General features: G+C 62.7%; 10 protein-coding genes. 3 read left to right on the forward strand and 7 right to left on the reverse strand.

What is annotated here, in order from left to right; all coding sequences use genetic code 11:
• On the forward strand, positions 1 to 388 hold a 388-nt coding region (locus tag DIE12_RS31970), incomplete at its 5' end, for a hypothetical protein (RefSeq protein ID WP_221624285.1).
• Positions 389 to 786: 398 nt separating this feature from the next.
• On the opposite strand, the gene DIE12_RS31975 is transcribed toward DIE12_RS31970, so the two are convergent.
• The 6 genes from DIE12_RS31975 to DIE12_RS38285 form a co-directional block, all read right to left on the reverse strand.
• Positions 787 to 5,283 carry a lipopolysaccharide assembly protein LapB gene (locus DIE12_RS31975; RefSeq protein WP_124551445.1) on the reverse strand — a complete coding sequence of 1,499 codons (4,497 nt, stop codon included), beginning with the start codon at positions 5,281 to 5,283 and terminating at the stop codon, positions 787 to 789.
• A 30-nt stretch (positions 5,284 to 5,313) separates the two neighbouring features.
• On the reverse strand, positions 5,314 to 7,140 hold the full coding sequence (locus DIE12_RS31980) for a site-specific integrase (RefSeq protein WP_124551446.1): 1,827 nt from the start codon (positions 7,138 to 7,140) through the stop codon (positions 5,314 to 5,316).
• A gap of 13 nt (positions 7,141 to 7,153) precedes the next feature.
• Entirely contained in the window at positions 7,154 to 7,966 is an 813-nt protein-coding gene (locus DIE12_RS31985; protein WP_124551447.1) for an FRG domain-containing protein, read from the reverse strand.
• A 94-nt stretch (positions 7,967 to 8,060) separates the two neighbouring features.
• Positions 8,061 to 9,032 carry an abortive infection family protein gene (locus tag DIE12_RS31990; RefSeq protein ID WP_124551448.1) on the reverse strand — a complete coding sequence of 324 codons (972 nt, stop codon included), beginning with the start codon at positions 9,030 to 9,032 and terminating at the stop codon, positions 8,061 to 8,063.
• A 44-nt stretch (positions 9,033 to 9,076) separates the two neighbouring features.
• The gene (locus tag DIE12_RS31995) at positions 9,077 to 9,385 is read right to left on the reverse strand and encodes a hypothetical protein (RefSeq protein WP_124551449.1); all 309 of its coding nucleotides are present in this window, start codon (positions 9,383 to 9,385) and stop codon (positions 9,077 to 9,079) included.
• A 417-nt stretch (positions 9,386 to 9,802) separates the two neighbouring features.
• On the reverse strand, positions 9,803 to 9,961 hold the full coding sequence (locus DIE12_RS38285) for a hypothetical protein (protein WP_185641250.1): 159 nt from the start codon (positions 9,959 to 9,961) through the stop codon (positions 9,803 to 9,805).
• A 253-nt stretch (positions 9,962 to 10,214) separates the two neighbouring features.
• Between DIE12_RS38285 and DIE12_RS32000 the strand changes: the two genes are divergently transcribed.
• Both DIE12_RS32000 and DIE12_RS38290 read left to right on the forward strand, forming a co-directional pair.
• Positions 10,215 to 10,658 carry a hypothetical protein gene (locus DIE12_RS32000; protein ID WP_260429058.1) on the forward strand — a complete coding sequence of 148 codons (444 nt, stop codon included), beginning with the start codon at positions 10,215 to 10,217 and terminating at the stop codon, positions 10,656 to 10,658.
• A 242-nt stretch (positions 10,659 to 10,900) separates the two neighbouring features.
• A complete protein-coding gene (locus DIE12_RS38290; RefSeq protein ID WP_185641251.1) occupies positions 10,901 to 11,062 on the forward strand; it encodes a hypothetical protein in 162 nt (53 codons plus the stop codon).
• A gap of 102 nt (positions 11,063 to 11,164) precedes the next feature.
• On the opposite strand, the gene DIE12_RS32005 is transcribed toward DIE12_RS38290, so the two are convergent.
• Positions 11,165 to 11,611, reverse strand: a complete 447-nt coding sequence (locus DIE12_RS32005) for a hypothetical protein (RefSeq protein ID WP_124551451.1) — start codon at positions 11,609 to 11,611, stop codon at positions 11,165 to 11,167.
• Between the last annotated feature and the right edge of the window lie 727 nt (positions 11,612 to 12,338).

Below are 12,338 nucleotides of genomic sequence, written 5' to 3' on the forward strand. Positions count from 1 at the left end.
GGTTAAACTGACTCATCGGAAACATGAGGACCGGACAGTGGACGAAATAGAAGCGTTGGCCGCACGCATCGACGTTGACCCGGACGTTGACGCGCTGCGCCTTGCAATCGCCGACCTGGCCGGGCGCATGATTGCGGAGCGTCGCGACGCCCTAGGCTATTGGGAAAAGCAATCGTTCGCACAGGCACTTGCGTCGCTCGCGTGGAATGTCGGCGGCGGACACCGCGACTCGACCGCGTGGCTTCGCCTGTCCCTGGTCGCGCTGCAAACGGTTCTCGTGCCTGTGGACCGGCGCAGCGAAGGCTATGCGCCGCGCATTGCAGCTATCGAGCGACTGACCCCCGAACAGTTGCTTGCCGACGTTCGGGCGCTTGGCGGACGGGTCTAGGTCACGATGCCAAGCCTGACGCTGCATTGTCCGTCCTGTGGACGCACGGACGGGCCGCGCCCCGATGGCGCGGAATCCGTCGTGTTCCAAGATCAGAAGTAGTGTTCGTGGGCTTGGCCGAAGGGTTTGAGAGGATGCCTCTGGTGTCGGAGGCATCCGGGATGATGTGGGTCCTGGCAGATTTACTCTGCCTCACGAAGTGATTTTCGGCGTGCCCATCGTTGTTCGCTTCACCTTAGCCAATCCTCGTGAAGTGGTGGCAGATTCAGGTAGAGCTGCTGTGTCGCATCACAGAGGCCGAGCAAACCATGAACAGCGTCAGCTTCCGTAGAAACAGACGTGCTCGCTACAGCCGCCGCGAGCCGTCAAACAGAAAGTGATCCTCCCCGCGTTCGCGGTTACGCGCTTTCTATATCGATTCCCGACGTCGAACTACGGTCAGACGTGCCAACGTCCTCCACCGGCATTTCGTCTGAAGCGACATTACGTAGGGCTGCAGTGTCATGCGAGCTCAGCCCGTTCAACAACCAGGGTGGCGCGCTGCAATAAAGGATCTGCCCCTTGAACTCTAATGCCGTCGCCTCGGTTCGCGCTCGTGCACACGCATTATCAATAACGCCAAATAGCAACTCGAGTGCGGCTTCGCCTTGAGCGTGAATTGCCGGTGCGCTCTGCAATGCGTTCTTGGCAATCTCCGCCAGATTCTCCGGGCAACGCTTATGTCGCGCCAGTCCTTCGATGACAAATCCGGTCACTTCTATCAGAAAGCCAAATTGCCCGCGCCCCGAGTTGGTCAATTTACTGAGAAAATCCAAGGAGACACGGAGCGCAGAACCGAAGTCAATGTCGTCCTCCGCCAGATGTGTTCGAAGCGAAGTGACTGTGGCGCGGGCCCATTCCGTGCCTTGGTAGAGTGCACTGATCAAGTCGTCGGCCGTCAACGAGATGAAGTTACGACCACTCCAGAACATTTTCATGCATGCCGCCGAGTATTCCCGATCACGCATTCGGCCTGACGCTCTGCACGACGCAAGGAGTGCTTGCGGCCATACGCCCGCGAGTCCGCAACTTGCCCCAATCAGCCGAAGTCTCGCGTCCAGACACACCAAAGTAGCGTCTACCTCCATGCCCAGCCCCAGCGTCGCCGCCTCCTCGGCCGAGATCACTTCGCGAAGTCCATGTGGAACTCTGCGGCAATCTGCTGGGCCGTACGACGGTCGAACTTCACAATACGTCTCGATCGCGTCAACCACATCCTGCAACATTGCGGTGCGTCGAGCCCAGTCCTGCTCGGTCACTTCGACGATCGCCAGTTCGCCATTGTGTTCGATCGCGGTACCCGAGGCGCGCACCCGTTGTGACTCCTCAAGCTCATCACGTAGAAGCCCATAGGTCTTCGTCGAACAATATAGCTTCGGGAGGCTCGACAACGAATGCAGGCAATCGAGCCGCCCCAGTTCGATCAAAGTCGCAGCATCAATGACATAACCCGCATTACTCCGAGACAACAAACTTTCCGCTTCGGCACGATGTGCCTCCGAGCCACCGCCGACATCCAACTTTGCTTCTTGGTTGGGCCATCCACAGACTGCGTCGACAACGCCGCGCCCCATCATTCGGCACACCCCTCCGATAGTAAAGGGAGCCTTTCGATACCCCTCCATGACTTGTCGACCGACTTCCGAGCTTCGGTGGAGCTGCGCCTTCAATTGGGAAAAATCCAGAGCCCCGTGTTCGTCTTCGGGCAGGTTGATCACCGAAACGTAGGATGACTGGGTAATTGAGCTCTTCAGCATTTCATGGGTGGTGTCGAGCAGGCGTCGATAAGCCGACCCGATCGTCACGACCTTGAACACCTTCGGCTCATCGAATGTCTGAGCAACGGCGACCTCTCTTCCAACAATTGCGCCAATAAAAGGGGCAACGTCCGCTGATGACGCGGAACGGAATTCGCCGGCATCTGGAAGTCCGTCGAATCCGAGAGGATCGATAGCTCGGGTAAAGGGTCGCCCCGCATTGTCGACCACCGTAAAGTAAGTCCCCTCCTCGATCACGGGTCGACTAACCTCGAGGTGCGGCAGCGCTTTGTGTACGGCGAGATGGCCAGCCAAGTGCGCTGCCGCCACATCGACGTCCGCCATATTCAACCGGCGCATGCGATAGAGACGTCGGAGGCCGCGTTCCTCGAATCCATGACTCATTTCACATGTGGCAATTTGAGTCAACTCTCGAGAGGTGCCTTCGAGCAACTCGGGAATTTGATCCAGCACGGACAACAGCTCCCCATCCGAGTCCCGAGCTGCCGTGGTCAGCCGAAACAACCAACTCATCGCTTGACCGGGGTAGTGCCTCAGTTGAACCAATGAGAGCTCCTTGAGCAGCGCCCAGTCGCCGACTTCCTGACCGAGTTCCATGGCCAAGTGCCGCGCACCGTCGTTCTCGATCCAGCTCTCGTGAAGGGAGTCGAGAAGTTGCCGAGCCTTCGCATACGCACCGAGACGCATGTAGCAAAATAGCAGATCGTTATGAAGCTCACTGTGCACCCCAGGCCTTAGCATCGCACCGTATATCTCTGCACATTCCTCAAACCGTCTTGCTTGGAAGTAGGCCATCGCTAGCATATAGCGCTCCTGCTCCACGCCCGTTTGGTTCACGAGTGTGGCCGCGCGGGCGAGCAGACTATCTGCCTGCTCCAAGCGACCGGCGCGACGAAGCATGTCCGATCCGACCGCAAGCGCAGCAATAGACGTCGATGTCGATAGGTCCTGGGCGTCCAGCTGTTGCATAACCTCATCGTGACGTCCGTCCTTCTCAAGCGCTTGCCACAGCAATACTCTGATCGATTCGACCGCGCGTTCGCGATCGGTGGGTAAGTTAGCCGCGGCCTCGATCGCTCGCTCGATCGGTTCGAGTCTTCCTACGTTGGCACATGTCTGGGCGAATGTGACCAGGGCATCGGCGGGCATCGCGTGGAGCGAGGACAGCCCCACCTCCAAAGCGCGATCGATATCACCAGCACCGCGATGGGCCTCGATCTCCAAACGGATAAATTCCGGACCGTCAATCGATCTCGCGCGCGCCTCACGCAGCAGGTCTAACGCGTCGTCGGTCCGCTTCAGAAGGACATAGACGTAGCCAAGGTTGACCACCGTCGCTTTCAGTATCGCTGTTGACTGGACCGTCCACAGCTTTTCGTGCCGTGGCTCGAACGCTGCTGCGACGTCGCCCAGCGCATTCAACTCCGCCGTGTCAAGCATGCGAAAGGCGATGTTGAGCGGACTAGCCGCCACCGACTCAAGCGTATATCCCAGCGCCCTATCCCTGTTGAAGAAGCTTACGTCGTGAAGGTCCAACGCCCTCCGAGCTGCCGCGGCTGCTCCATTGATATCTCCGGCCCGGTAGCGGCTAAAGGCAACTAGTTGAAACGCGTCGGCCTCTTGGCGGTACTCACAAGGAATTGCGTCCTCCGCTAGCGATCCGCCTCGCACCAATTCCGCGTTTTTGGCGATCAACCAGACCGAAAGCGACTGCGGGAATCGCTCGAGCGCGTCGTGACCAGCCTTTTCCGCTGCCGCGAAATCGTTCGCTAGCAACAAACCGCGCACCCGCGCAGCGGCGAGCTTGTCGTCGTCATCGCACAAGGCAGCGGCCTTCAGAAAATCAGCCGCGGCGTCCTGGTCACGATCGAGATTGAAGCGGCATGTCCCGCGCATGAGGTACCAACGCGCGCGCTGATGCGCATCGAACGGTCCCAGATCCTCCCCGAGCTTTCCAAGGTCATTCAACGCATCTTGATACCGGCCTTCCCGAATTCGAGTATTGAGTTGATCGAGCTGTCGGGAGATGAGTTTGTTTTCGGATGAATCGCGCGAAGCAGGAATCGCACTTTGGCCTCCTGCATTGCCCGGCGGTAGCGTCGCCGTTGAGATCCCGACCGCCACGCCAACGGGAGAGGTACCGTGATTCCACGCGCCAGCGGGCGCGCCGATCGTGAATTGTTGAGCGCTTGCGTCGCGGATGATCTTGAACGTGCGCGCGAGGTCATCGCCAATCACCTCGGCCAAGGAATCGAGCGCTATCCCGCCTGCGCTCGCATTGAGTGACATACACGCTGTCACGAACTTCGACCAAACGTGATTGGGGTCGGCAGTGTAGCCACAGGACAGCAAGCTCGTGCGAATCAGGTTGACGAGTTGCACGTGCTCCGCTGTACCGTCTTCCATTAAGTCATGCGCGAGGAAGCTCACATGTTGAAGGAACGTGTAGAGTTCCTCATCGTCAATCGGTCTCTCGGCAAAAGTCGCTACAACGGTTTTGAATGCAGAAACGGCGTTTCTCTTCCGTGTATTGCCAACCCCCACCGCATCGATTTTTTCGAGCCACTCTCGGCTCGACAGCGACAGGCTTGCCGCCTTCGCGACCGCCGTCGCACCGCTCATGTGATGTCGACCGTCGGCGTCGTGAACGATAACGATTCGATCCTCACCTCTTGAGAATAGATCCTGTTGCTGATAGTCAAGCCAAGCCCCCCCGATTGCATCTTGGAAGGCTTTGGTCGACGGTCTTGCTGTCAGTCCTGATTTCATTTGGAAGAACACGCGATGCCGGTGGCCCGCTGAGTTCTCGACCGTGCAAACCAGATCATCCGTTTGCGGTCCATGTGCCCGGGCCTGGAAGCGCAGCTCCACGATGACCCAACCTTCGGCAATTCCCGGGGAGGGCGCACCTAAACACATGTGGATCAGCTTGACAGCCTGGGCACGATTCTCAAAAGTGACTCCCTGCCCTCCGGTCGACGCTGAACTCGCGGCCAATTTGGCCTTTCCCTGTGTAGAGGACTTGCGTTGTGAAGACTTCCCCGGCCGACGCGTCTGTTTTTTCGTGTTCGTTTTCATGTTTTGATCTCTGCCCGCATTGCTTCGCCGCTACTCGCCGCGTCGCGCTGCCAGTCGCGCGTGATACTTCGCCGCCTCCTGGCGCATCCGTTGCTGTTCCGCATTCACATAGATGGTCGTGGTCTGCAGCGACGCATGACCCAGTACCTGCTGCAGCACCTCGATCGCCGTGCCGGCCGCCGCGGACTGCGTGCCGAACGTATGGCGAAACGCGTGCGGCGAGGTCCGCGCCAGCTGGCGCCGGCTCGCCTCGTCGAGTTCCGGCAGCTGCTCGATCAGGCGCGCGAGCGCACGCGCGACGACGCGGCGTGCCGCGCGCGGCGTATAGCCCGCGACGCGCGTCACCTCACCGGTCTCCGTGACCCCGAACTTGTCGCGGCCGGCGGGCGTCGGCGGGATCACGGTCGGCGCGACCAGCGGACCACCGGCCGTGCCGGCGTCGAAGTTCAGGCCGCGATCGTGCCAATGCGCGCGCAAGGCCTCGATCGTGTCATCGGTGACGGGCACGAAGCGTTCCTTGTTGCCCTTGCCGATCACGCGCAGCAGCCACGTCGCCGGCGTCGCGTCCTGGGCCGGCCACCACTGCAGGCCATCGCGCTGGACCGTCACGGCCTCTTCGATGCGCAGCCCCGCGTCGCCCATCAACAGGATCAGCGCGCGCGCGATCCGCCAGTCCGGCCCCTGCGGGCCCTGCCCTTCACCGCGCTCGGCGAGCTCGACCCGCACCCTTGCCCACACGTCGATCGGCAGCGCCCGCTGCACCTGCAGCTTGGTCGCACGCTTCAGCGGTTTCGGATCCGTCACGCCCATCCACGGGTTGCCGGCCAGGTAGCGGACCTTCACGAGCCAGTCGAACGCGGCGCGCAAGGTGCGGACCGCATACCGCTGGCTGTCGAGCGACAGCGGTTCCAGCGCGAACGGCCGCCAGCGTCCCGACCCGCGCGGTGCCCGCAGGCCGCGGAACGCCGCCGACGGCGACGCGAGAAATGCCTTGTAGGCTTCACAGTCGTCGACCAGGATCGACGACAGCGGTCGCCGGCGCTCGAGCAGACACCACAACACGAAGCGCTCGAGCTCGCGCCAGTACGCGCGCTGCGTTGCAGCCTGGCCGTCGTAGCGGTGCAGGTAGGCGAACACGGCGTCGAGGTCGTGGGCCGCGGTGATGTATGGAAAGGTGGGCGCGCGGTTCGTGCCGTGTGCCCCCGCCAGATCCTGCGGCATCTGCAAGCGGTGGATCGGTACCAGCTGGTCGCGGCGCGGCACGACACGCGCGCCCGGCAGCGCCACCAGGGGATCGACCGCGTCGACATCGACGGCGACCGTCTCGCCGATCGTATCGGCGTGCCGGCGCAGCCACGCGACCACGGCGCGCGCGCGCCCGACGCCGATGCGCGGCACCGAGCGCCACCAGCTGCCGCCGCGCCGGTTGCAGTACGCGACGAGGTCGCCGAGCGTGCGCACCCCGACGTCGGCGAGGCGCTGCGCGATGAGCGGCCGGAACCAGCGCACGATCGCGTGGCCGGACGCGGGCGCCGCGTTGGCCCAGTCGCCGGCGGCCCGCTCGATCATCTGCAGCGACACCGGCGTCAGGCGCGGTTCGCCGTACTTGCGGATCGATACCTGCAGGTGCTCGACCAGCACCGCCGAGCCTTCGCGCAGCGCGATCGACACCAGGTCGTCGCGCATGGTGCGCAAGAGGCGCTCGACGTCGAGCGGTTCGTGCTCGTCCGGGTCGAAGTAGAGCCGCGCGATCGTCGCGATCGGCAGGCCTTTCACGCGCGCGCGCAGCGCGGTGAATTCCGTGCGCGTGTAGGTGCGCGGCGGTGGCAGGTCGAGCTGCTGAGGACGGTTGGCCACGGAGTCGGGTTCCTCAGAGGTTGCCGGCGCCCGGCGTCGGTTGATCGTCGGGATACAGGATGGCGTCGGCGATCCGGCCGGCGACCCCGTCGAGATCGGGAAACAACACTCCGCGATTGATGCCGGCCGTCTGCAGCTGCGCGCGCATGGGACCGAACGCGTCGGGCGGGATCCGGATGTAGCTCAGGCGCTTTTTGAAATTCGCGTTGGTGTCGAGGGAGATGTACTTCATTCCCAGACCGTCTTCAACGCCACGATGCACGCTGAACCAGCCGTCCTGCGCGGCGATCCGTCGTGACACGTGCCGTGGCTTCAGCAGTTTCGTCTCGGTAATCTCGAGCGGGTTCGCGCGCTCGTCGGGATCGATCATGTCCGCGTCGGTCGCCGCCAGCAGCCACACCGCGGCCGCCTTCGACGTGCCATCCTCGCCCTTGACGGCTGGCCGCTTGATCGCAAACCACAGCGCGGCCAGCGCACTGCCGGTCCAGTCGAGCAGCCGCGTCGGCATCGCATGGTGTTGCGCGATCGCCAGCCAGTCGGCATCCGCGAGTTCGACCGTCGATTCCAGGTGCGGGATGCCGCGCTGCTTGAATTCGCGCAGCATGCGCTGCTCGGTACCGGACCGGACCCGGTTGACATACTGGGGGCGCGCGATCCCCGGCTTCAACAACCAGGACTCGTCTTCCTGACCGCGAAACAGCGAAATCGTATAGCCGAGATCCGGGATCCCCTGGGTCCAGCGATCGACGAGGTCAAGGAACGTCGCAAGGTCGCGGGCCTCGCCGAAACCCTTTGCCGTGCGCTTGTTTTTGAAGGTAACGGTCACCGGTGACTCCCGTGATGGATGGTTTGCGGCACTGGAGGTATGGCATGCGGCACTTCACTGCACCCACGCAGCGTGCACGCGTCGACGTCGCGGCTCAGGACGTCGGAGCCGGACGAGGGGCGCTCGGCGTGGTCGACGCGTCGTCCGCGCGCGTCGCCAACGGGCTCGCCTGATGACGATCCAGCAAGAAGGTCGCGGCGGCCACGGTCGCCTGCTTCACGAAAACGGCGTACCCGCGATCGAGCGGCGGCAGGTGGCTTGACGCGCCGTGCGCGGTACCGAAGTGGGTGCGCAGCGCGCCGATGCCGCCGCAGACCGACTGGATCCCGCCGAGCAGCTGGCGCACATCGCCTACGGCCTCTTTTGCGTCCGGCCAAGGCAGACTTTTCTGACACGCCTTGACGAGCGGCCCCATCGATTTTTCCGCCGGCAACTCTTCACCGCGCTCCCGCAGGATTTTCGCGCACACCGCCTCAAGGAAACGACTGCAACGCGTTAGTGCATCGGCGGTGTCGTTGTGAGTGGCCTCAACCGCGTCTTGCCAAAGGCCGGTGAGGTTTTCGTCACCGGTGGTTGTGAGGCTCTCCGCCATCTCGGCGTCGAGCACGGCGGATTCAGCCGAAAGCAGGACACGCGCCTCGGCGAGCGTGGCATCGACCCGGCTCTCTCGTTCATCCACATCGCCGCGGATACTGTCGAGCAACGAGTCGATCACGGTTTTCGTGAGCAACTGCTGCAGCCACGATAGCGGACAATCTTCCAGGGCTGATGCCGAAAAGTTTCCCCGCCACCACTGCCCGGCGAATCCGTCCGTCCGAATCAGGCCCCTCGGGTTCCACATCACCAGCAACTGCCCACGACCGAACTGGAGAAATGCACCCAATCGACGAGGGTCCCCGGCCGATGGATGGTCGACCACGACCACCTTACTCACGCCAAACACCTCCAACCCGGCGCACTCTTCGTGCAGCGAGGTAGCAAGCTCGCGAGCCAATTCAATGACCGAGGTTTCCTTTTCGGTCACGCGTTTCTTGGCGGCCACAATGGCCTTGATCTGGTCTCTCATCTCGCTCGTCGCCGGCGACCGGCGTTTTATGGGTTATCGAAAATCTATCCGTGGGCGGTGAGGCTCAGCAACGACGCGGTCGCACTGAGGACGACCGCGCCGGCGGTCAGCGCGGCCGCGATGCGGTTGCGTCGCCCCGCCTCGGCGGCCTGCGTCCAGTCGGCCAGGTTCAGTTGCCCCTGCTGCAGCTCGGGGTCCGGCGACAGGATCGCGTGCGGGTCCCCGCCAAGCGGGTCCCAGGGTGCGCGCGTCGACCACACCCACGCCCCGGCCGCGGCCAGGCCGACCAGCAGGCCGCCGACCGCGCACCACCAGGCGACGATCCCACACCACGTAGCCGTGCAGTAGAGCATCGAGATTCCCTCAAAAGCCCGCCCTCCTCGGGCGGGTATGGGTTTAGGTGGGCAGGTGATGGATCAGCCAGCCGATCGCGTGGCCCAGGAGGTGACTCAGGCTGATCAGCCTGAGCAGCCACCCGACTACGCGGATCCGCCGGAGCCACCGCCGATGTCGCGGTCGAATCATGAGGCGCTCCACCCTCGGTTCATCCGAGGTGAAGCGACAGGCGTTCAACTTGTGCATACAGCGCCGGGGCGACGCGCCATCAAAATAAGGGTTTACCCCTAATCTACCATGACGTAATTCGACCCTACGGCATTCTAGGCCATTAACTGCAAGTCCGCTAATTTGGATTAGCGGACTTGACGGCGCGCCAGAAAAACCCGGCCGCGGCCGGGTTCGCGTGTCGGCTCGAGGCCGTCACGACGGCGCTAGCCGCCCCAGAAGCACCAGAATTCCCAGCATTGGGTGACCAGGCACTGGTCCGACGTGCACTGGAATTGAAATTCCTCGGCGCCCGCCGGCGCGGCGACCCCGATCAGCGTGGCGGCCGCCAGCCCGCCCAGCACGGCCCTCTTGATGCGACGCATGATGCGCTCTCCTGGGTGGTGGATTGGGCCCCCGTCCGTCCGCGCCCCTACCGGCAAACGTCTGACGGAAAGCCATCAGCAAGCTTAGGCGATGCCGCGGGCAGGTCAAGCCACACCTGATATCCGGCGGGTCATCTGGCAAGCAGTCCGCCGCTGCTAAGCAGAGTTATCAGAAGTAGCACTTTTGCACTCGGCTCGACGGCCGCAATGCCGTGCTGTATAAAGATATATCTCCATACAACACGGTTTGACCATGACGTTCTTCACGCCGACCGATCATGACGACGCCGTGCAGGCGATGCTCGACCACCCCGAGATCGGCAGCCGTCACCTGCGCGGCCTGCTGAGCGGCATCAAGCGCCGCGCGCGGGCGCGCGCGGTGATCGCGTTCGTCCAGGCGATCGCCCCGCCCCCGCCCGATGCGACGATCGCGACCACCCGGCAGCTGATGCGCACGCTGTTCGGCCACGCGGTGTCGGTCAACGATCTGCACCGCCACTTCGCGACGCCGGGGCGCCGCGCCAACGACCGGGCCGACCCCGACGCGCTGGTCGCCTGGCTCGCGCTCCACCGGGAGCGGCTGGCGGCCGACGCCGAGACCCGGATGGTCGAGCTGGAGATCGCCTGGCAGCAGTTCACGGCGGCGGCCGGCGAGATCCGCACGGCCAGCCGGCCGGAACGGCGCGGCGAGGCCTGAGCGGCAACGTCCAGTGGCGGATCTATTCGATGTTGTTCAGAGATATATCTTGATACAGCATTAGAGCGACCGCGTCGATGCGCTGGATTGCCCTGGTCCGCCCCCTCCAGAAACCGTCGAGGCGGCCATCATTCCGGATAGGCCCGGCGTAGTTGCGCCGGCGCTCCCCCCTTCCGGGACACCGACTCCATAGCGCTCGTACTCATTCCCCGCCTGCGGCATATGAAACCGCCCACACCTACGTGGATCCAACCCAGATCGTCTCCCTGTTCACCCGACGACTGCATCCTGGCTGGGCGGAACTGCACCTGAACCTGCGCGACGCCAAGAGCATATCGCAGCGGGTGTTCGCCGACATGACCGTCGGCCGCCGCCCGCGCTTTCGGGCCATTCGTGCCCATTGAGTTGCTCGCGGCGCGGTACGTCGCCGAGGTCGAACAGGTTTGAAGAGGATCGCCCAGCCGCAAACATAAAAAACCCGGCCAAAGCCGGGTTTCGATGGCGCCTCACCGGATGCCGGGCCCCGGCAAATCGCCCAGCACCATGATCGCCAGTTCCAGCGCGATCTTGCCGTCGGCCTCCCGCTCGAGCACCCGCGCGGCGGACGTCCCGAAGAACGGACAAGCGACCGTGAGTGCCCTGACATCGTGATCGGTCAAACCGATACGAGTGTACTGATCAGCCGTTAGCTCGTAAGGTCGGCGGGCTTGGTCATATCCGGCCTCGCGCAACTTCAGCAACGCGCAACGAACCTCAACCGGCGACGTCATGTCGTCGGCGCGCACGTGAACTTCGAAGTCGGCATGCGAGTTGTGTTGCAGCACGTCTGCAACCGCATGAGCAGGCGTGGGGTAGCCCGAATAACCTCTTATCGTGGTCGCACCACGCCAGGTCAGCATCCATGCGCCGGGCGGGTTTTCATCGATACGGTAAAAGTCGTGGGTAGAAACCATAAAAGCTCCGATTGCTGGAGCACCCGCGACGAATTGCTTTTGCGCGCGGGTGCTGTGGCCGAGTGGCCACAAGACGTTGCGCCGCGCGCAAACAAGACAAAGACTGACTTACTACGGGCCGATGCTATCACGTGTATCGAGCATCTGAAAAGCACGAGCATGGGGCCGCCGCTCCAGCTCTGCCTCGGCGAGCGGCCTATCCCTCCCCTGCCGTCGACCCCTAACGCCTTTTATCCATCAGGACAAACATAAACTCACCTACTACCCCGCCGCTACTGGTGTCGCTACCGCACCGGCGGTCTCAGTCATGGCGTGACTGTTGGTCGCGACTACGACTTTGGAACGCGATACCACTACCCGGCAGAGCCTTGTGCGTCCGCCGTTCTTGGTACTTGAGTCACGCCGCTACTCGCCGCAGTTCAACCGCTACTGGCTAGGAGCACGTGGCTTCGGGTGGAGTTTCATCGATGAAACCGGACGCCTCTCTCGATAGACTTTGCATCCTAAGCACACAGCAAAGGCCAGTTTCATCGATGAAACTGAGATCAAGTGCATATACACATCCAGGAAAAATGTGACGATCATCAGAGCGAAGTCTTCGTGCTATCCGCCGCAGTTTCATCGATGAAACTGCGCGGAGGATCAACATCCCGATGGGGCGGGTGGCTGCCCAAATCTCTAAGGTCAGTTTCATCGATGAAACTGCAGCGGCGTTGATGTCAACAAA

This window comes from Burkholderia sp. Bp9015 (genome assembly GCF_003853505.1).
Lineage (GTDB): Bacteria > Pseudomonadota > Gammaproteobacteria > Burkholderiales > Burkholderiaceae > Burkholderia.

Coding starts and splice junctions, on each gene's coding strand:
- DIE12_RS31975 (WP_124551445.1), bottom strand. CDS start 5,283: ATGAAAACGAACACGAAAAAACAGACGCGTCGGCCGGGGAAGTCTTCA.
- DIE12_RS31990 (WP_124551448.1), bottom strand. CDS start 9,032: ATGAGAGACCAGATCAAGGCCATTGTGGCCGCCAAGAAACGCGTGACC.
- DIE12_RS31995 (WP_124551449.1), bottom strand. CDS start 9,385: ATGCTCTACTGCACGGCTACGTGGTGTGGGATCGTCGCCTGGTGGTGC.
- DIE12_RS38285 (WP_185641250.1), bottom strand. CDS start 9,961: ATGCGTCGCATCAAGAGGGCCGTGCTGGGCGGGCTGGCGGCCGCCACG.
- DIE12_RS32000 (WP_260429058.1), top strand. CDS start 10,215: ATGACGTTCTTCACGCCGACCGATCATGACGACGCCGTGCAGGCGATG.
- DIE12_RS32005 (WP_124551451.1), bottom strand. CDS start 11,611: ATGGTTTCTACCCACGACTTTTACCGTATCGATGAAAACCCGCCCGGC.